The 20,499-nt window shown below is 45.7% G+C and carries 20 protein-coding genes; 7 read left to right on the top strand and 13 right to left on the bottom strand.

Annotated features, from left to right (window positions below; all coding sequences use genetic code 11):
- Nucleotides 1-385 precede the first annotated feature (385 nt).
- From DL94_RS0111155 to DL94_RS0111135, 5 genes are all read right to left on the bottom strand, one after another.
- Complete coding sequence (locus DL94_RS0111155; RefSeq protein ID WP_028130220.1) at nucleotides 386-589, bottom strand: hypothetical protein; 204 nt, start codon at nucleotides 587-589, stop codon at nucleotides 386-388.
- 145 nt (nucleotides 590-734) lie between these two features.
- Nucleotides 735-1,973: a type II toxin-antitoxin system HipA family toxin gene (locus DL94_RS0111150; protein WP_028130219.1), complete on the bottom strand. Its 1,239-nt coding sequence runs from the start codon at nucleotides 1,971-1,973 to the stop codon at nucleotides 735-737.
- The gene (locus DL94_RS0111145) at nucleotides 1,966-2,289 is read right to left on the bottom strand and encodes a helix-turn-helix domain-containing protein (RefSeq protein WP_014426075.1); all 324 of its coding nucleotides are present in this window, start codon (nucleotides 2,287-2,289) and stop codon (nucleotides 1,966-1,968) included. Before DL94_RS0111145 ends, DL94_RS0111150 begins: the two co-directional genes overlap by 8 nt.
- Nucleotides 2,290-3,004: 715 nt before the next feature.
- A complete protein-coding gene (locus tag DL94_RS0111140; protein ID WP_028130218.1) occupies nucleotides 3,005-3,400 on the bottom strand; it encodes a nucleoside 2-deoxyribosyltransferase in 396 nt (131 codons plus the stop codon).
- 12 nt (nucleotides 3,401-3,412) lie between these two features.
- The gene (locus tag DL94_RS0111135; protein WP_028130217.1) at nucleotides 3,413-3,925 is read right to left on the bottom strand and encodes an AAA family ATPase; all 513 of its coding nucleotides are present in this window, start codon (nucleotides 3,923-3,925) and stop codon (nucleotides 3,413-3,415) included.
- A 181-nt stretch (nucleotides 3,926-4,106) separates the two neighbouring features.
- Between DL94_RS0111135 and DL94_RS0111130 the strand changes: the two genes are divergently transcribed.
- The 5 genes from DL94_RS0111130 (at nucleotide 4,107) to DL94_RS0111105 (ending at nucleotide 8,671) form a co-directional block, all read left to right on the top strand.
- A complete protein-coding gene (locus DL94_RS0111130) occupies nucleotides 4,107-4,358 on the top strand; it encodes a hypothetical protein (RefSeq protein ID WP_028130216.1) in 252 nt (83 codons plus the stop codon).
- Nucleotides 4,359-4,813: 455 nt separating this feature from the next.
- The gene (locus DL94_RS0111120; protein ID WP_028130215.1) at nucleotides 4,814-5,530 is read left to right on the top strand and encodes a metallophosphoesterase; all 717 of its coding nucleotides are present in this window, start codon (nucleotides 4,814-4,816) and stop codon (nucleotides 5,528-5,530) included.
- A 14-nt stretch (nucleotides 5,531-5,544) separates the two neighbouring features.
- Entirely contained in the window at nucleotides 5,545-7,599 is a 2,055-nt protein-coding gene (locus DL94_RS0111115; protein WP_028130214.1) for a DUF6557 family protein, read from the top strand.
- A gap of 23 nt (nucleotides 7,600-7,622) precedes the next feature.
- Complete coding sequence (locus DL94_RS14750; RefSeq protein WP_051586430.1) at nucleotides 7,623-8,177, top strand: metallophosphoesterase; 555 nt, start codon at nucleotides 7,623-7,625, stop codon at nucleotides 8,175-8,177.
- Between the two features lie 131 nt (nucleotides 8,178-8,308).
- Nucleotides 8,309-8,671: a hypothetical protein gene (locus DL94_RS0111105; RefSeq protein ID WP_028130213.1), complete on the top strand. Its 363-nt coding sequence runs from the start codon at nucleotides 8,309-8,311 to the stop codon at nucleotides 8,669-8,671.
- Between the two features lie 347 nt (nucleotides 8,672-9,018).
- Here the strand turns inward: DL94_RS0111105 and DL94_RS14745 are convergent, their stop codons facing one another.
- The gene (locus DL94_RS14745; RefSeq protein WP_197020746.1) at nucleotides 9,019-9,387 is read right to left on the bottom strand and encodes a hypothetical protein; all 369 of its coding nucleotides are present in this window, start codon (nucleotides 9,385-9,387) and stop codon (nucleotides 9,019-9,021) included.
- A gap of 147 nt (nucleotides 9,388-9,534) precedes the next feature.
- Between DL94_RS14745 and DL94_RS0111090 the strand changes: the two genes are divergently transcribed.
- Together DL94_RS0111090 and DL94_RS0111085 are read left to right on the top strand one after the other, a co-directional pair.
- Entirely contained in the window at nucleotides 9,535-10,761 is a 1,227-nt protein-coding gene (locus DL94_RS0111090; protein ID WP_028130212.1) for an RNA-guided endonuclease TnpB family protein, read from the top strand.
- 352 nt (nucleotides 10,762-11,113) lie between these two features.
- Nucleotides 11,114-12,262 (top strand): glycerate kinase family protein, encoded by a 1,149-nt coding sequence (locus tag DL94_RS0111085; RefSeq protein WP_028130211.1) that lies wholly within the window; start codon nucleotides 11,114-11,116, stop codon nucleotides 12,260-12,262.
- 185 nt (nucleotides 12,263-12,447) lie between these two features.
- On the opposite strand, the gene DL94_RS14740 is transcribed toward DL94_RS0111085, so the two are convergent.
- The 7 genes from DL94_RS14740 to DL94_RS0111040 form a co-directional block, all read right to left on the bottom strand.
- A complete protein-coding gene (locus tag DL94_RS14740) occupies nucleotides 12,448-13,452 on the bottom strand; it encodes a tyrosine-type recombinase/integrase (protein WP_051586429.1) in 1,005 nt (334 codons plus the stop codon).
- 488 nt (nucleotides 13,453-13,940) lie between these two features.
- The gene (locus DL94_RS0111070; RefSeq protein ID WP_051586428.1) at nucleotides 13,941-15,467 is read right to left on the bottom strand and encodes an FAD-dependent oxidoreductase; all 1,527 of its coding nucleotides are present in this window, start codon (nucleotides 15,465-15,467) and stop codon (nucleotides 13,941-13,943) included.
- Nucleotides 15,468-15,674: 207 nt separating this feature from the next.
- A complete protein-coding gene (locus tag DL94_RS14735) occupies nucleotides 15,675-16,463 on the bottom strand; it encodes a glutamate-cysteine ligase family protein (protein WP_051586427.1) in 789 nt (262 codons plus the stop codon).
- A 12-nt stretch (nucleotides 16,464-16,475) separates the two neighbouring features.
- A complete protein-coding gene (locus DL94_RS0111060) occupies nucleotides 16,476-17,435 on the bottom strand; it encodes an alpha/beta fold hydrolase (protein ID WP_231464676.1) in 960 nt (319 codons plus the stop codon).
- A gap of 46 nt (nucleotides 17,436-17,481) precedes the next feature.
- Nucleotides 17,482-17,709: a DapH/DapD/GlmU-related protein gene (locus DL94_RS14730; RefSeq protein ID WP_037371807.1), complete on the bottom strand. Its 228-nt coding sequence runs from the start codon at nucleotides 17,707-17,709 to the stop codon at nucleotides 17,482-17,484.
- Nucleotides 17,710-17,713: 4 nt separating this feature from the next.
- Nucleotides 17,714-18,679 carry an alpha/beta hydrolase gene (locus DL94_RS14725; RefSeq protein WP_051586426.1) on the bottom strand — a complete coding sequence of 322 codons (966 nt, stop codon included), beginning with the start codon at nucleotides 18,677-18,679 and terminating at the stop codon, nucleotides 17,714-17,716.
- A gap of 236 nt (nucleotides 18,680-18,915) precedes the next feature.
- Complete coding sequence (locus DL94_RS0111040) at nucleotides 18,916-20,448, bottom strand: FAD-dependent oxidoreductase (protein WP_051586425.1); 1,533 nt, start codon at nucleotides 20,446-20,448, stop codon at nucleotides 18,916-18,918.
- Nucleotides 20,449-20,499 lie beyond the last annotated feature (51 nt).

Here is a 20,499-nt window from a genome sequence, read left to right as displayed (position 1 = left end):
AAATATGCAGTTTTTCGGCGGCTCGGGTCATGCCGCCTTCATCGTGGACATAGAGAAAAATTTGGAAATGACGCAGTGTCATAAAGATGCTCCTTGTTTCGTGTTTACTTCAATACAGATGAGCTAATAAAGAACCCGATAAAAATATATAATAATTGCATAGGCCTCCCCAAAACAGTTGTAATGAAACATAGTATAATGCGGTTCCTTGGTATCGTCACTTGCGAATACTCTCATCCTCTTACAGTGTATTGTGAAGTTGTCATTGTCTATAGACAGGATAAACAGCAGATTGCTTTTTTGTCAAGAGAGGCTTTATATCTTACGCGATGCCCCAGTATTCTCAAGGGAGCGGCTCCATTTTCGTGGTGGGAAAGATGAGTTGTTATTGAATGCCACCTCTGAATCTTTGCAGAGCTTCTTCGGCTGGCATATTGTTTAGCACATTTTCCAGTGCTGCCAAGAGAGGAACTACATTCTCATTCGGCAGCTGTGCCTGTCTAGCGGCCATGACAAAGTAGGCGTAGACAATATCATTGAATCTGCCAGTGTTGAAAAGCTGGCAATCCTGCTGCTCGTAATCTTTCATGTATCTGCGTTACTCCTTTTTATGTTGTTGCAAATGAGGGTGATTGCAAAATAGTTAAATCTTAGATAGCCTAATTATGCAAAATAGCTAAATCTTTTCTATTGTTGGGGCTGTATGGTAAATTTATTAGGCGGAGGCAGGAACGTTAGAGACTGTTCCCTTCAAAAGCAGGGCTCATTCGCTCCATTGCTGTACGGGAAAGGCCATATTTTTTAGCCAGAATATGCCAGTTCTCAGCTACGACGCTCTTAATGTTGGCGATAATGTTCTTGGCAGCTGCTGGTTTGATTTGGTAGAATTCCGCCACTTCCAGAGCTAGTTCCATATCTAGGGTGCTATCTTCTTCGGTAATGCCCAAGGATAAATTGTTTCCATAGGGATTAGGATTTACATCGAATAGTGGGGAAAGATGCCAGCCGTCCTTGTGCAAAAGGAAGCCATGATTTCGCAGATGGTCGTCTGTATTTGAAATTGCGATGTTGAACACGATGCGACACCAAAGTTCCTTCAGGTCAGCAGGAGCATTGGCACTATGTGCTGTCAGCCAATCGGCAATATCAAGATAAGAGGCATCTTTATCACTATCGGTTTTGCCCAACATGGTCATAGCAGAAGCCATGTGGATTCGAGCTTTTCCTATGCGGTCAAACCGTTTTACCAAAAATGTGGTGCCTTCCTTGGTCAGGGACAAAGCCTGCGCCTCTGCTACGTTTAAGTTACACATTTCGGCCAAGTCGTGAGCTACCATTTCCCAGGCACCGGCATTTTCTGTGTCGTGCTTGGATGGGAATTTGGCAATCCACAAATTGCCCTTTTCGTCAGCAACGGTTGCTTTGGGACGAGCACCGCCTAGTGAAGAACCGGGAGCCATCAGCAGGGCGAGCCATGTTTCGTCAAAACCGTTGTCATCTTCAAAATTTCGGGACGCATCTTGTAATCGACGCAGTTCCGTCCATGGGGGAGTTGCTAGGGAAAAATCATTGGCCTGAAAATCACCATGAGGGTCCAGACGAAAACGTAATGCTCCCATGCGGCTTTCATCGTGGACGCCAAGCAGAAAGTCACTTTCTAGCAGGGCCGAGGGTTTTCTGGCTTCTTTTCTTGCCCGGATAGATTCACGCCTTTTCATGAGAAGTCTGCCCCAGCGGTCTGGGCAGGAGTCAGAAAACATGCCGAAAATATGATTGTCAGCATATTGACGGCCAGGAATATCAACTTGCAGCTGCGGGTCTAGAAGCAAATGTTCCTTACTCGCCAGAAAATCAGGCGTAAATTCAAAGGAATATACTTCTTTCCCACGAGCTTTTTGTACATATAAATTCCCAAGGTGGATTTGACCGCGGTAGTAATCATCCAAGTAGCAGTATATCGTCGTATTACTCATCTTTCTTCCTCTTTGGTGCCCTACGTGCAACAGTTAAGTTTAAGTCTTGTATCAAGCGGCCTTTAGCGTCGTCCTTGCAAATAAGCAGCAAGTCTTTATCCATACCTTCTATCGCATGAAGGACTTTGGCGTAGGCTCCCATGGAAACGGACGGGCTGCCTTTTTCGATGGCCCAAACAGTCGTTCTGCCCAGACCGGAACGCTCGGCAACTATTTCCATCGATATATTACGGCGTAGGCGGGCCAGTTTGATTTGCTCTCCCATACGCTGAAGGATTCGTTGGATGCTCGGTGTCAGGACTATTTTCTTGCCCATTATCTATTCCCCTCCATGATAATGTTTTTATTTATGAACATTATATCGCAAAATGTTTATAAATACAAACGTTATCATAAAAAGTAAAGGGGGAAAGACATACGGCCTCTCGTTTTAGGGAAGCAAGCGGGGGAGAACTGTTATTGAAGTTGTTTTGAAGTTGATATTGAAGTAGCGTTGAAGTAAAATTGAAGTAAGTTCAACGATAATCAGGCAGGATTCCCCCACCTTTAAGGTAGTGGGAGGAATGCCCGTTTTTTGTCAAAACTTACCACTTCAATATAAGTGATTAGAGTGAAGAAAGATGGCTCCAAATCCTACTACTTTAGTAGTAGGCTAGAATATACTTTCTACTTTTGGAGGATTGTTTACAATTCCGGATAGTCGTAGAATAGCCTTTGTCACTTGGGGAAGTGATAACACATATATACACCTTCAAGAGTGGGGAAGCTCGCAGGTAAAGGAAAAACGCATACGTATAGGGCTGTTGCAATAGCAACAGCCCTGTTTCTTATCGGCACCTTTTCAGCATTTCGTCATTTTGTTATTTATATCCTGCATTGCATGATTTCTGATTAAAGTAAACTAAAATCAAAACACTATGAGTATAGTTGAAGTAGTTCATTGAGTGAGTCGAAGCCAATCGGGGCCAATAGTAGCGGTGTAATGTTTAGGCTATTGAGCCACTATCCCTATTTGCTCAGATTGTCCATCTTCAAAAAACTCGCACCTGTGCCAGTAGTTCTTCCTCGGTGTCATATGGATGAATATGGAAATACTCGTTTCCAGAAAGCATAGCAGAAAGCTGGGTTTTCTTAGGACGATAGAAAATATGCACTTCTTTGCCATGGGCCTCGGCATAAGCCAGCTCATAGCCCACTCCCAATGATACCTGAGTACATTCAGCCACCACCAAATCAGATTCTCGCAGCCATGCCATGTCTTGTTCGTAGATGGCTTTATCGCCTTTATTTTCAACAGTGGAAAGGCTCAAGTCTCCTACATGTTCGGTGAGCACCTGGTGCTTATCCTTTAGTGCGGCAATAACTTTACGGTAGAGTTCCGCGTCTTGTCTGCCTCCACGGATAGAACCGGCAAAATATATTTTCATTGGTTTCACGCCTCATTTCATTTTCAAATCTAACAGTACCTTATCGGTTTCCCATGGGGATATGATGGTATAGTTGATACCAGCTCCATCAAGAACTGTCTTGATTTCATCATCTTTGACTTTAGCTCGCTCCAGATTGGTTTCTTTGCGGCCATCAATACTGATGAACTCGTCATTGCGTCGCAGCAGATATTCCACATTATCGAATTTTGCATGTTCGTGCATTACCAGCTGGTCAAAGAGGTCATCCGGCGTGTTGTTGTAGATAATATTCAGCGGGAGAGGGGAATCGCACACCGCATACTCCACACCATAGCGTTCCAAGGTCTTCAGCCTGTGAACCTGTTCGGCAAACAGATAGAGCTGGTCTTGCACAATATCCGTGGCATTCTGGTACCAAAGCCACTTGGCGTATTCACCAACCAGTTCCGTTTTGTGTCCTTTTCGTTTCAGCTTCGAAAAAATATCTGCGGCGATGGTGCTCTTGCCGATGCCGGCACCTCCGTAAAAATTTAATACTTTCAATGAGTTACCGTCCTTCCACAAAATAAAGGCACAGGGCAAAAACTGATGCCTGAATGTGCTGCATATATACAATAAGTATACCATGTTTGGGCAAAACAATGGATTGTGATTGAGAAGCCAGATTAAGAAATTAGACAATGTCATTTCGTTGTGGTAAGGTTAGGAGCAAAGGGGGAAGACAATGGACTACAAGGTAACAGAAGAAAAGGAAATACTGCGGGAAGTTTTTGCCGGACTGTTGGCGGACTTGGACAGAGAAATCGAAAGCCGCAAGATTTCGGATGTGCGACATCCACTTTGTGTATTTCAACGAAGAATAAACCGGATATGGGCTGAAATCCTAACAGAAAAGTATTTGACGATGGAAGATATGCAGAAAGTACGCGGTATCTTTGAGTTTGCACAGGATTATGTGGAGGATTTGGCCCGATAGCTTGGCAGTAATTTTCTATACTATAATGGAAAAATATCTCATGACCTCATCAGCACTACTGGCGAGGAAGGATGCAGAAATCCGTTACATCGATTTCGATACCTTCAAAAAAAGTTCAGCGGGCTGCCTGCAGGAGACGTAATCCCCATAAGCGATTAGTTCTGCTTATGGGGATTTTTGTTTTTTCTATCCTTGTACTGTTCTGTTAGATGGGCAGATTATAAAGAGTGGTGTTATTTTGACCTCAAAAATGGGTGGTAACAGCGAACTCCTTTGAAAAAGTGCAAAAATCCCCAAAAACTCCATAGAAAAAATGTAAAACATTGAATATAAAGGGCAATGTAGCACGGATTCCGACATTGCTGATGAATCCGTGCTACAATACTATCATAGGATTCGACAATATGTTCTAAGCTATGGCACCGTCAGCGTGTTGCATGTGAGGTGGTGGAAAGTTGGATAAAATTGAAAGACTTCTAGTGTTTGGCGATATACATGGAAAATGGGAAAGATTTTTGAATGTATACCAGAAGGTGGGATTCAACCCGGAACATGACTTGATGGTGTTTTTGGGTGACTATCTGGATAGAGGAGAAAATCCTGTACCAGTGATGGAATGGGTTCTGGAACACTTTGAAAGCAAGAATATGATATTCCTCCGGGGGAATCATGAACAAATGTTTTATGAGGCATTGAGGAATGAGAGCCTCAAGGATGGATTGGTTGATTTTCGGATAGAGTCGCCTAAATATCTGTGGGGAGATAATGGCGGTAAGGAAACCTATAGAGCTATGGAAGCAACTGGAAGATTGGAAGAAATTACTACGGCATGGCTGCGGTTGATAGAAAAGATGCCTTTGTATGCGGAAGTCGAAGTGGATGGACATAAGTATTGGTTTGTGCACGCAGATTGCAATCCGGAGCAACCTTTGGAGAATCAGAAGGCAAAAACCTTGTTGTGGAGCAGGAACCTGGCTAAGTATCCTAGCCTGCATCAAGGGGCGCAAATTATTGTTTTGGGGCATACTCCTGTGCAGGCGTTACATCTTGGCTCCAAGCCATGTTGGCTGAGGCAGGGACAATTAGTGCTTATGGATACAGGCAGCTTTTTGGAAAATGGCCATATATCTTGTGCGAACCTGCTGACAAAGGAAGTCTGGCAGTCTAATTGAGGGGGATGGAAGCAATGAAAAGGAAAAAGGAAGTCTTAAAATACGCACCTGACGTTGATTCTGCATTGCATATAATTGAGAGGTCAGGCACTATAAGCGGCCACGAGCTATGCTATAGGAGAGAAAGGCTGCTGTTAGAGCAAATTGGGCAAGTTTTGGAAATACTTGATAACAGCCGTGATGAAGAAGATACTCGTATCAACTTGTGGTTTACCGCTGAACGCGGAGATATAACAGATTGGCGAACATATGATGATGCAGTAGAGTACGAAGAAATAAATTCGAGGGAAGAGTACGAGCAATTCTGGCTCGATTATTATCCTGATGAGATAAAGTTCTACGAGTGTTATTTTTTTAGACATGGGAAATTTATGGCCATTGCTCTGGGAGAAAGAGGTCTGATAGAATCTCCGGAGGAGATAACTCAAGATAAGTCTGGAATTTGTGCAGATACAACGCCATTGCTGAAATGGGTCCTGGAACAGTGCAGGAAGGCCGTGCAGCAGATAATAGCAGGTAAGTATGATGGTTTCATCAAAAATAATCTTCCATACTATTACCGTACGGGGACAATTCCGAGGAAGGAATATTGGAAGATAGTTCCAGAAGGTCGGAAATATGACCTGGCAGGCAGGGACGATAAAATTATTTCAGAAGAGGAAATCAAGATTTTCGAAAAACTGGTGGCAGAGCAAAAGACCTTCAGCGATGATGATTTTATCATCGAAGACATGACCGCAGCTAAATATTTTGCCTATTGCCGTCTTGGCTATGAGGCAAACAACTTCCCGCACTGCAAAAAGATTGAAGACGATGTAGAGCTGTACAAGCGAATCGCTGATGGCCGGGATAATGGCTTGACGGAAATAGCCCTTGACTCACCTGAAGAGTTCAATAGTTGGAAGAATGGAAAGCTGCAGGTGTTCAATGGCAATCATCCATGGGAAGTAATACGTGGTGGGAGTTCGACACATGTGACTTTTTCTGTGAGTCATCGTCTTGGTGAAAACAAGGAGGGAAGGTACTATTTGTATCTTGCTGGCTTGCACCGTCCTGGCGAAGTAATAAGATTTTTTATCGCCTTGAGGCAGCACGGTATCATGGTTAAGCTCGGGGATATGGAGGAATTGCTGGCAAGATGTCTGGGGACAGATAAAGTGGGAATAGTTCCTAATGGAGTGTTGCCACGATACTGCGAAAAGTTTTTCCCGGGGGAAAAGGTCGTTGATTTCATGAATATCCACTATTGGGATGACGAATATGCAGATTTTGTTGAGAAAACCACATGGCAGGAGGTTAAGCCTCCCCAGCTGGTCAGAGATTGGATGACAGTAAAGGAATTGCTCAAATTTGTGGATATGGAAAAATTAGTAGATAAAGAATGCAGAACAGACGAAAATGAATCCGCTGACAGAGCTGACGTATATAGGCTGTGGCAAACTTTTCTAAGGAAGATGTCAGAATATCATTGTCAGGATTCAGAGGATATGCTGGTCTTCATGAGAACCTGGGATGGATTGGGTGACGAAGTGGAAGAGTTTGTTGACGTTTCTCTGTATAGGCGGCTAGACTTGGATAAATTCCGTGATAAAGTTCCCAATGTGGTTCTCTTGCCTGAGAAAAGGCTGCAACAGCTGTCAGAAAAAGAGCTGATAGAGTATCACAAGGGTGTGTATGCTGAAGTGCCAGAGGGCTATGCATGCGATTTCACGCCTTGGGAGGAAATGCTTGGCTTTAAGGTCAGCATAGGCAATTTGCGGCGAGTTGGTCTTCAGGAATGTATCCATGCTGTCCTGACAGAAATGACTTTCCATGGTATGACGGAAGATGACCAAAGCGAGAGGCGTCAGGAACTGGATGAAGCCATAGAGGAAATCGAGGATATTCGTAATTTGCCGCAGGAGGAACAAGAGAAGCATCTTAAGAGTTATGAGGACGTTTGTGAAGAGTTGGGCTGGAAAGACGAACGTAGTCCTGAAGTGCAGGCTGCCGGACGTAAGCGATTCTGGTATTATAACGCTGTTACGGCCAACTCCGTTGTTAGCGAGCTTCGAGAAATACTCAAGTAATGGATTACCTGGAGGGCATCAATATGATATATCTTGTTTCGGATACGCATTTTTACCACAAAAACATCATAGAGTATTGCCATCGCCCCTTCAAGCACATTGGGGAGATGAATCAGACTCTTATTTCGAACTGGAATAGTGTTGTTTGTCCTGATGATGAGGTATTCCATCTTGGAGACTTCACGATGGCCCATTTTGTGGAAGGTAAGTGGGAAAGTTACAAGCAAGCTTATATCAGGACATGCCGAGAGCTTCTGGCACAGCTGAACGGACATAAGACACTTATTCTAGGGAACCATGACGCAAAAGCGAGGGTAAGCCGGGAGTGCGGATGGGAAGCTGTGGAGAAGCAAATGGTTTTGGACGGATTTCTGCTGACGCATAGGCCGTGTGAACCAACAGGGTATCTCGCCAACATTCATGGCCATGTCCATGATAAACTACCATTCTATCGGCGAGAGCAGGAAGGGATATACTTCAATATTAGCGTTGATAAGACGGGGTTCAGCCCTGTGTCCCTTGCTTATCTCCAAGAAATAATTGAGACGAACGAGGCAGGGCCGCAATCGTTGGAATAAGTAAGTCTACGCAGTTGTTTTAGATGTTCCATATTTTTCCCATGATGTTAATAACACAATAAGTGTTGTTTGTGTTAACCGATTCAGAAACTAGGATAAAGGTCATCCTAGAAAACGTGGAGGTGTTTGTGATGAAGGATGATAAGAGTGATGATTATAAAAAATGCTTAGGTTCAGAGATATATTTGCTAAATCAGGATTATGGTTTGAGAAGTGGTTGTCTGTGGAACTATGAGTACAAAGGGAAATCGGTTGTCTTGTATCCGCGTCCGTTTGGAGTAGATGAAGAGACGTATAATGACTATAGTGATGCATGTAGCAATATAAGACATAAAGTAAAAGAAGAAGAAACAGCAATGAGCGGCTACATGTTCAGACGTGAGTTTAAATCAGAGGAAGAGGCTTTTGCTTATATCAATGGTGTAAGAATGGGAGTTGACCTAATGATAGAATCAATATTAGGAGCAAATTCGAAGATAAAAATGATATTCTGAGACTGATGGGCAACGGTGGAGAGGAAATAAAGGCCATTGCTGATTTTGTGACGGATGCCGTGGCAGAGGATGGACTTACCCATGCTTTCCAACGGCTAGGATTGGTTTGAAAAGCTGTGATTTAGATGAAAGTATACACATACGCATAGAAAAGGCGGCCCTTTCGGCAATGTCATTAAGTTAAGCCCCAAACTCGCAAAACAACCCTCTTTCCATTTTGGGAGGGGGCTTTTTGTTGTCCATGTTCGGAGAACATTTAATGAAGATGGAATAACCTTCGATTTTAGGAAGGAAAAAGAAAATCATGACAGAATAATACAAAATAGCTGTATGAGCAGTCATCAAGGTTAATTGCACATGGAGGGATGGCCGTGCTTCAGGGTCAGGCAGGGGATAAGCCAGCCTTCGTCGATTTGCTTTTTGATAGTCTCCTTGGTGGCCGCAAGGCTGTTCTCACCGTCCCAGGGGGCAAGAGTTATGTCGGTTACACCATGGTCACGCAGGAAGCTTGAGAAGCCGTCGATATAAATATCCAAGCGGTCAATGCCTGTCCAGCGTGGCTTTAGGTATGGCTCCATGACATAGGCAAAATCCACGTAGTTTGCTTTGGAGATGTTTTGTATGTCGTGAGGATAAAGCCCCGCCTTGGCCTTGTAGAGTTCAAAGTAGATGCTGCAATCGCAGGCCGTGATGGCGGCACAGCCGCCGATTTTCATCGAATTGCGGGCAGGATACTCCGACCTCTAAGGTCGGGGAGGAATGCCCGCTTCACCTCACTTTCTTATTGACTAGATTTTCAGCAAAAAAATATATTATAATTTTCTTGATGAAGTAATATACATTTCAGAAAGGCAGGTGAAAAAATGTTCGACCTAACCAAAACGATAAAACTTCGTATACACGTTACTTCTGAACAAGAAGTATTGTTTCGTCAAATGACCGAACAATATCGTCAGGCGTGTAATTTTGTATCCCAATACATCTTCGATAACCAGTTCAATATGGCTTATCAAAGCCTAAACAAAGAGCTGTATAGCGACCTTCGTAGCTCGTTTGGGTTAAAATCTCAGATGGCTCAGTCCTCCATTAAGACGGCTATTGCCAGATACAAAACGGTCAGGCAACAGCTCCTTCAAAAACCTTACAGATACAAGAATGAAGATGGCAAATGGGAATATATCACCAAAACGCTGGAATGGCTCTGGAAACCCGTGTCTTTCAGCCGTCCACAAGCCGATTTGGTTCGCAACCGTGACTACAGCTTCGTTGATGACGGGCAAACTCTGTCCATCAACACCCTCAACAAACGAACAAAATGCACATTTGAAGGCGAGCACTTTGCTGAATTCCTTGACGGTTCCTATGACCTTGGTACTGCTAAACTGGTAGAACTCAAAGGTTTATGGTATCTCCATATTCCCGTTACCAAAACTGTCGAAGATTTCCAGAAAGAAAACGTCCGTCACGTCGTCGGTATTGACCGTGGACTCCGTTTCCTTACAGTCAGCTATGACGAGCAAGGCAAAACGGAGTTCGTTTCTGGCAGAAAGATTGCTGCCAAACGCCACAAGTTTCAGGAAGTCCGCCGCCAGCTCCAGTCAAAAGGAACTAAGTCTGCAAAACGTAAACTTAAAGCTATTTCTGGGCGAGAGAACCGTTGGATGTCTGATGTAAACCATCAGATTTCTAAGACACTCGTACAGAAATACGGCAAGGATACGCTTTTCGTGCTCGAAGACTTGACTGGCGTTAGTTTTGAAGAAAGCAACCTTTCCAAAACAGCCAAACAGAACTATGATTTACGAAGCTGGAGCTTCTATCAGTTGGAACAATTCCTGACCTACAAGGCACATGAAAATCGTTCCGAAGTCCTGAAGGTATCGGCACGATACACTTCGCAGCGTTGTCCAAAATGCGGTTCAATCCACAAGAAAAATCGTGACCATCATCGGCATCTGTATAGCTGCCAGTGCGGTTACAATTCCAATGATGACCGTATTGGAGCCATGAATATACAGTTTCTCGGAACCATGTGGATTTCTGGCACAGAAACGCCCAGATTCCAGAAGCCGATACCCATAACTGACTAAAATCAATACGAGGGAGACGAAAGTCGTTTGAACCTCGGCGTAACGGGCATGCCCCGTGAGCCTGTGAGATATTTGTTTCTCGCAGATGTCAAAGGGTGCTGTCAGCCACCCCCATGTAGGCGGATTTAGGGAGGCATTTTTCGATGCCGTTATCACCTATGCTTCTCCGACTTACAAGCCGCCACTTTTTTAAGTGGCGGTAGTTGACATGCTTTCCTTTACAAATTATGTCATAGGGGAATGGGAGTTGAGGCATAGGTAAATGTGGAGCCGCTTTTAGCAGGTTAATCATGTACAGGCATAGAACATTCTAAAGAGCGGAAGGCTATGTTGGAAAAGTGAGGTATCGTACATGAACATTGTTGTGGCAGTTGATTCGTTTAAGGGAAGCCTTAGCTCCGCAGAAGCAGGGGAGGCTGTAAAAAAGGGCATCATGAAAGCGTGCCCTCAGGCAGATGTTTATGTTTCGCCTCTTGCTGATGGCGGAGAGGGAACGGTGGATGCCCTGGTGAGCGGCATGGGGGGCATCATTAAGCATCTGGAAGCTACCGGGCCGTTGGGAAACAAAGTATCCACTTATTATGGAATTTTACCACAAAACCAAACCTCCGTTATAGAAATGGCTTCTGTTGCTGGTCTTACCTTAGTTCCGACAGACAAAAGGAAGCCCCTGTACACTACCACTTACGGTGTGGGGGAAATTATAATGGATGCTATCCGCAGCGGCTGTCGTAATTTTATTATCGGTATTGGCGGCAGTGCCACCAATGATGGCGGTATAGGCATGTTGCAGGCTCTAGGGTTTGATATGCTGGATGAAAACGGTGCAGCTGTTCCTTTTGGTGCAATAGGGCTACAGAAATTGGCAAGCATTGATGATGCCCGTGTGTTACCGGAGCTGAGGGAATGTCATTTTCGCATTGCCTGCGATGTAAAGAACCCCCTGTGCGGACAGGATGGATGCAGTGCCGTCTTTGCTCCACAAAAGGGAGCCAATGCGGCTGAGATAGTGCAGATGGATGAGTGGCTGGAGAGATATGCGAAGATAGCACAGGCAAAATATCCTCGTGCCAATCCACAGACTCCCGGCTGTGGAGCCGCTGGAGGATTGGGATTTGCGTTTTGCACATTCATGGATGCTGCCTTGGAATCGGGCATAGACATTGTGCTGGATGAGATAAATCTCGAAGGTCATATAGCTAAGGCTGACCTTGTCATTACAGGGGAAGGCCGCTTGGACAGGCAAACGGTTATGGGCAAAGCCCCAATTGGGGTAGCCAGAATTGCCCAGAGGTACAATAAGCCGGTCATAGCCTTTGCCGGTTGCGTAACCCGGGAGGCCAGGTTGTGTAATGAGCACGGCATAGATGCTTTCTTCCCCATCCTGCGGGAGCCTGTTACAGTCCAAGAAGCTATGGAGACGGTAACTGCCAGACGGAATATGGCAGATACCGTAGAGCAGGTGATGCGGCTGATACTGAGATGTAGGAAAGAAACATAGAATGGTGAACAAGCTTGACTCGATGGCACTGACTGGATTTGTTTTACGGTATAGATAACGCGAAATTAACGGGGCTGCCGCTGGAAGTGATATGCTCCCCCTATGATGACAGTTTTATTTTTTACTGTCTCTCATAGGGGGAGCATATCACTGTTTCGTTAGACCTTATTTTAGTGTCTTAGTGATTAATCATGCGGAACGAGCTTGGATGTATATCTTTTGGACAATCGCTCGGTAACATGCGCATATCTGGAGGTAACCTTGGGATCACGGTGGCGGAGTGTATCCTGAACCAGTCGCAAATCTTTTGTTTCCTTATATAAATTGGTGCCGCAGCTGTGGCGGAATACATGGCAGGAAAAACCAGGATGCTTTAAGTTGCAGGCTTCCAAAGCCTTATTCATAATGGAGCGGATGCCGTTGCGGGAGATGCGCCCCATCAGGTTCCTATTAGATGAAGAAAGAATCAGCGGCGTGAGAACGCCGTCTTTTTTTATTTTCCGGTCAGTAGGAATCGCCTGCAGATATTCTTCCAGAATATCAAAGGTTTCATCACATGGATATATGGGCTCCATTCTGCCCTTAGCACCTTTCCCCCGAACCATTATAGCCCTGGCATCCCAGTTGATATCTTCCACGCAGGCGCGGTGCACCTCTATGTTGCGCAATCCCTCAACGCCCATTAGGTATAAGATAAGCGTGTTCCGATACCGTGTAAAGAGATTTGTGTCTTCATCAAAAACATGTACGATTTCATTCATCTGCTGGGGCGTATAGTAATGTAACAGTGCCTCACTGTTGCTGCCGATAGATGGTGCTTCTAACTCAGCAGCTGGGTTTATCCTTATAAGACCGACTTTCTTTGCGGCAGCATAAAAGGCTTTTACAGCGACAAGCATAACTTGAATGCTGTCCGGCTTGTACTGCCTGTTTAAGAGAAATTCCCGATACATGATAAGTTGGTACTCATTAAGTGCTAACGGATTGCGTTCATGGGATATACACCAACGGATGAAAAAGTCAATCTGGTTGCAGTAATGCCTCATGGTATCATCGGAGGGATTTCCCTTGGCAATAACCCGGCGAATGAATTCAGCATAGTGCAGGATGAAATATTCCGGGGTAATCTGATGAACATCAAGCGTTTGTGATAATGAATTTGTTGATATAGTCAAATTAGTGTCAGACATGGAATCCTCCTCTCTAAGTTATCAGATAATTATGGTAATATCAGTTGATTCGAAAAAGATGGTGGAAATGTTTCTTTTTATATTTTACTGTGGCTTTCGCCAATTAGCAACACTAAATTGTGGAAAAATTTTCAGACTAACGAAACGGACATAAAATACCTTTTTTATGCTTATTTATCAGTCTGAAATAGTAAAATTCAAATCATAGCCCCTAGAATTGCCTGTACGCGTTTTTAGATATCTACGTGATACTTTATATGCAAAATCTTCCGGATGGGGCTTATAAGCAATTCTGTGAGGCCGTTTTTCAGATGGAAAAGAGAAAAATTTTATTCATCTATCCGCCAGTTCCTGCAAGAAAGCCTTTAGATATACATAGTCCGGGCCTTCCGTCTGCAGTTTAGCGGCTATACCGGAGAGGTTCCATGCCAACACCTCTGACCTCAAGATATTTCCCCTTACACAGCAAAAAATCTTGATGAGCCGTGTTATTGGCTTACATAACTGCGTTTTTCAGCAGGTATATCCTCCCATTTAACTTCATTTACAGGAATGTTCCGCGATAGTCCCCAAGCTGCCGCAATACCGGCTGCCTCTCCCATACTCATACAGGTGGGCTGTATACGGAAGGAAGCCTGCGCAGCGAAACTGCCGCTGGCACAGCGTCCTGCCACCAGCAGATTGGACAGCTCATTGGTCACCAGCGCACGATAGGGGATTTCGTAATACTGGCCCTTTTTCAGCTTTTCAAAAAAATCCAACTTCACATCATGAATATCAATGGGGTATGCCGTCCGGCAGACTGCATCGGGGAAATGACGTGCCTGCAGATAATCATCAGCTTCCATATAGTACTTCCCACGAATCCGCCAAGACTCGCGCACGCCTACCATACTGGCTTCACGGCTGATATAGGCTTTTTCGAAGCCGGGAATATTGCCCTTGAAGTACACGGCCAAACGGCGCATCATCTTCCGCCCAAAGGATACCGCCTTGCTGCGTGAAACAGCATCGGTGGCCGAAAACATCAACGGCGGCATTTCCGGGCAGTTCATGGACATGGTATGTGGCTTGCCCTGTACGGAAAAAGCCTGAATATACAGAACATCATCTTCCGTGAGCTCGCCTTTCTTAACGCCTTCCCGAAAGACCTGCTCGGTTTTCTTCCATTTGGCAAATTCCCAAAACGGATCGCGGCCTTTTTTCATATCTTCCTTAAATTTTTTAGACCAGTTTTCTTCTAACCAGGTGTCCTTCAGTTTATCATGAAAGAAATGATAAACTTTCGGTACATCTATGCCTCCCATTTCAAACCGCAGGCTCATGGGTTGATTCCGCCCATTTGTTTCCGAACCTTTTTCCGTGGGCACCCCGGCAAATCGCGACAACAGGGCATCGCCTGTGGCATCAATAAACGTCTTGGCTTGGATTTTCCCCAGTCCCTCTACGGTCTGCACCACACAGGCCGTGATGGTTCCATCTTCTACAGTCGCGCCCACAAGAGCAGCATCATATAAAACCGTTACTCCCGTTTTCTCGCACCATTCATCATAGACTTCTGTCAGCAATTCCGGTGTATAAGCCCCCATCCCCTCACCATAATGTGTGTCCGTTTCGGGGAGATTGGGTACAGGCGAAAAGCCAGTCTTTTTCTCTATGCGTTTATTCAGTTCTTTTATATAAGGCGTATCGCTGTCAAATGCATAAGTAGGCATACACGGAAAAACACACCCTTGGGTTGCCAGGCCGCCAAGAGAAATCCCCCGCTCGACCAGTACAACCTTTACGCCTGCGTGTGCGGCACTGATGGCCGCCGCCGTCCCTGCCGCACCGCCACCAACCACACAGACATCAGCGGTCAGCAGAATGGGCAGGCCTTCGCCATGCACTCCTGCCGAAGCTGCTGCAGCTTTGCCGCTCGGCATAGCTGTTTCCGCGAGCACCCCCACAGTTCCCATTCCCACCAGCTTCATAAAGGCCCGGCGAGAAATCGGAATCGAAAATGATTTTTCCATGTTGTACCTCCCTGTCTGTCACCTGTTTCTCTGCGTATTCTTATCTGCTGAAATAATTCTTCTTTTTTGACTATAATCCTGCCTGGCTTGCTAAAAATAATAAGAGGAGCCTGACCGCGTTATAATAGTCAGGCCCCTGTTGGTTTGCAGTTAAACGGCTGCTGAATGAGGAGTAATGCATCCGTCTGCCCTACTCTATATAACTTACTAGCTTCTACCTTTCAGGAGTTGTTCCATGCTCTTGCCCTTCATCAGCTCAGGATGGTCTGCGGCACCCCCCCGCCATATATCCGTCCGTTTAAGAAAACCTGTAAGAAGCTTACCCTCAAAAGTTGGGGAATTATCTGTCAAAATTTTGAATATCGGCGAATAATAATAAGCCGCCTGTATTTTGCGTCGGAAATCATCTTCGGAAAAGTAATCGACGGACACTTGAAGAGAAGCCGTGCCCCGCATCATTTCCCTTCCCCCGTCTCCCGTTTTGGCAAAGTGCTCGTCCAGCAGCCGATAGCGCATCTTGGGAAGTAATGGCAAATTGTCCACACAGCTCACCGGTTGACAACCGACTGTCATTAAATCATAGTTATGGGGAGAAAGCTCTTTTTGCAATATACGGCAAAAATCAGCGTAAATATCAGCAATACAAGCGATAGACTCCGTAGGCACAATACTTATTTCGATTTGCCCAGCCGGTTCAAGGGTGACAGTGAAATATTCGGTTAAAAAACCTAATAATAAATCTTCCTCCATCAGCACCGTCGCATTCGGATAATGCGCCATAAGCCTGCATAAAATCTCCCTGACACCATTCTTTCCGTCATAGGGAACAGCGGTCTTTGTATCATGGCTCACAATAAAATGCTCAATTTCAATTCCCAGCCTTGGTACAATGTTGCGCTTAATCCTTCGCTGAAAGTATGCCACAAATACATCTGCCCATGATTTCATTTTTTTAGTCGTATGTGTTCCTGAATCATAAACTATTGCTGCTTTCACTAAAAATTCTCCTTAATTTGCCTGCAAAAATCTCAGCACATTTTCCCTAAACTTCTTGTAATATGGTCTTTCCATGACCATAGCATGACCACCACCATCAATAATTACGAGCTGAGACTTATCCCTATTGGATAGCATTGCAAATGCTTCTTTGCATAGGGCAGGGGACGCATATTGGTCTTTAGAACCGGCAATAATCAGCACAGGAACATTGATACTTTCCATAGGTATCAGCCTTACATTATCACTGACCAATAAATCCCGTCTTCCTCCGTTAGGGCTGCTGTCCCGGTCATAATGCCAAGCATTGGCAATGTAGGTATTGACCAGAAGCTCTTCTGCGATATCAAAATCGATGCTTCCATCAGCTTTTCTCTGAAAATCAGAGGCCGCACTTCCCCATGTATTGTGATGGAACGGCTCCTTAACTACCTTTTCGCCCATGCCAACGAAAATAGGAGCATACAGCACAAGACGATGCACCAGTTCCGGGTGACGTGCAGCAAAGCGCCCACTGGTCACAGTCCCCCAGCTCCAACCTAAAACATCCATGGAGGAAAGGTTATTTCGCGCCAAAATGCAGCGCACAGCCGCTTCTATGTCCTCTGCCGCATAATCCGAGTCCGGCATAAAACCATCCTTGACCGCCTCTGAATGGCCAAATCCTGCAATATCCAGCAACCATACTTCATAACCATGCTTGGCAAAATATCTCGCCAAGCTGTAATCTTTATAATTGACATCGAACTCATGGGAGGAAAAAGTCACGCCATGTACGAACAGGATTGGTTTTTTCGACTGCCCATCCTGTTCTATATAGCGTTCCAAATGCAAGGCCACATGATTACGTTCTAAAGGAACTGCCTCTCTGAGGATTTCTGCCGCCTGCGCAACTGATGCATAAACCAAACTGCACAAAAAACCAATTGTCAGCAAAAAAAAAAACGAGCGTTTTCCTGTCATTTTTGGCATATTCATTCCCCCTTTGTCTTGTTGCTATAGGGTGTTCATGTCCACATCATTCAAAAATATCATTTTCCAAATCACGGACTTTTTTGGCCGGTACTCCAGCCACCAATGAATTATCCGGCACATCTTTAGTAACGACAGCACCAGCCGCAATAACCACGTTATTCCCAATAGTAAGCCCCGGCATAATCGTCACATTACCGCCAATCCACACATCATTGCCAATACGAATAGGCTTTGCTATGGCACAGTGCATACATTTATTTCTGTCCGTCATTATCTCACCTTGATATGGATAACGCCCCCGGGCAGTCATCCAAAAAGCTGAAAACAGCCTCCCAATACTCTTTTCCTGCCGCTGTCATCGCATCCCCATGTCCTGCTCCTTCTACGATAAATTTACTCTTGGGCGCAGGGCAGGCATTGTACAGCTTATCCATCATAGAAGGCGGCACCAGTTTGTCCGCCGTCCCATGGATGAACATAATCGGAACCTTGATGCCGGGAACCGCCTTTATGGGGGCAGCGTCTGACACTTTCACCCCGGTTTTGATGCCACTTACAATGTCTACGCATGTCATAATGGGGAATTCCGGCAGGCCAAAGATAACGTCCAGTTGATTTGTAAACATATCGTAGGCGCTGGTATAGCCGCAGTCCTCTATGACGGCTGCCAGTCCCGGCATTTCGTATCTGCCCGCTGTCAGCATTACAGTGGCTGCCCCCATAGATATTCCGTGCAATACAATTTCTGCATTCTCATCGGATTCCTTGACTTTAGCCGCCCATTTGGCAATTTCCTCACTTTCCTTGACCCCCATGGTAATGTACTGGCCATCACTTTCCCCGGCAGCGCATAAGTCCGGCGAGAGCACGTGATAACCATGCTTCAGATAAACCTCGGCATAATCCCGGACATAACGGTGGTCCCTGCCATAGCCATGGGCCAGTATAACCCAGCGGTGTCCCGCTTGAGCGGGCCTGTAGCTTACTGCCACTACATTCCTGCCGTCCGGCATGGTCATACGCCACTCTTCCGTTGGCACCGCCGGCTCTTCCGGCATTTCCCTGCTCTTGTCAAGAATATTGACGCAGGCAGCAGGAGGCGCCAAGGGATCTGCATCGCTGCCGCGCTTCAGGGCATAATCAACAAAATAATCTCCTATGGCGTAGCCTGCCGCCAAAACAGCCGCTATGAATACGATAACAACAGTTCCCCAACGCCTTTTCCGATTGTAGTTCATCATAATCACCATTTTCCTTATTGTGAATTGCCTTGTTATAACGCCTTTGCTCTTATTTCTTCCTCATATTTCTGAAATTCATACTTCATTTGCTGAACGCATGACGGCAAATGGCATCGCCCAACTGCTCTTCCCCAATATAATTGCCGCTGAATTTGCCCAGATTCCGTTCATCTTCCTCAACGGCTTCACCATTCATAATGCATTAGGAAACCATCTTTTATATTGGGACGTTCCCATTATCCCTCGCTCACGTAGCTACGCTCTTCTGCAGGAATATCTTCCCAGCGCAGGGCGTTAGCTTCGATTCCGTGAGAAATCCCCCACGCAGCAGCAATGCCAGCCGCTTCTCCCATACTCATGCAAGTTGGCTGGATGCGGAAGGAGGCCTGGGCAGCGAAGCTGCCACTGGCGCAGCGTCCCACCACAAGCAGATTGGAAATCTCGTTGGTCACCAAGGCACGATAGGGAATCTCATAATACTCGCCCTTTTTCAACTTTTTGCTGAGGTCCAGATTCACATCATGGATATCGATGGGATACGCCGTCCGAGCCACTGCATCGTGGAAATGCCTGGCATCGGTATATTCCTTATCTGTCATGTAATACTTACCACGGATGCGCCATGATTCCCGAACTCCCACCATACTTGCTTCGCGGCTGATATAGGCCTTCTCAAAACCGGGGACGTTCTTGATGAAGAATCCTGCCAGACGGTGCATCATCTTCCGGCCGAAGGTCACAGCCCTGCTGTATGAGGCGGTATCCGTGGCACTGAAGTTCAGTGCCGGCATCTCAGGACAGTTCATGGATAATACGGTGGGTTTGCCGGTAATCGTAAACGCCTGAATATACACAATATCATCCTCGGTCAGTTCACCCCGGGCAACACCGTCCTGGAAGAATTTCTCGTTCTGTTTCCACTTCCAGAACTGAAGGAATGGCCGGCCTTTCTTCCTCAGAGTGTCTTCTGCCAGTTTGTCGAAAGGACCTCTCTCTTTTACCCCCTTTATAATGAACTGATGATAGAGCTTGCCCATATCAATGCCGCCCATTTCAAAACGCAGGCTCATGGGCTGGTTGCGTCCTGTCTTTTCTGAGCCTTTTTCCACAGGAATGCCCGCAAACCGTGAAAGCAATGCGTCTCCCGTGCCATCGACGAAGGTCTTTGCCTGTATCTTTGCCAGGCCCTCAATGGTCTGGACAACACAGGAGACAATCTTTCCTCCATCAGTCACCGCCCCCACCAATGAAGTGTTGTAAAGGATATCTACCCCCGCCTCTTCACACATTTCATCATAAACAAAAGAAAGATATTCAGGCACATATTGTCCTCTGCCACCACCGAAATAGGAGTCAGTATCCACTCCAAGGAGCGGCGGCACCCCCTGTTTTTCCATGCGTTTGTTCAGATCCGTGATGTAGGGCGTATCGCTGTCATAGCAATAAGTAGCCATACATGGGAAAACACAGCCCAAGGTGGCCAGTCCCCCCAGGGAAATGCCTCGCTCCACAAGAACAACCTTCGCTCCTTTTCGCGCAGCGGTAACAGCAGCCGCAGTCCCCGCTACGCCACCACCAACCACGCAGACATCGGCATCAAAGAGTACGGGAAGCTCCGCATTATCGAAATCCATCGTAGATATCGTTGGCGAAGCAGCCTCTGCCTTTGCGGCATCGTCCTTGATACCAAGTAAGGACGATGCCGCCGTAAGTCCCGCCAGTTTCATGAAGTCACGCCTGGATATTGGGATTGCGAATGCTTTTTCCATAGTCTGCCTCCAATTCTATATGCCCTCTTCATTGCATTTTTTCATGATAAC

It is taken from the genome of Selenomonas sp. AE3005 (assembly GCF_000686945.1).
In the GTDB taxonomy this organism is placed as follows: Bacteria; Bacillota; Negativicutes; order Selenomonadales; family Selenomonadaceae; genus Selenomonas_A.
The sequence above is the reverse complement of the archived record's forward strand: the minus strand, read 5'-3'. Positions and strand labels throughout refer to the sequence as shown.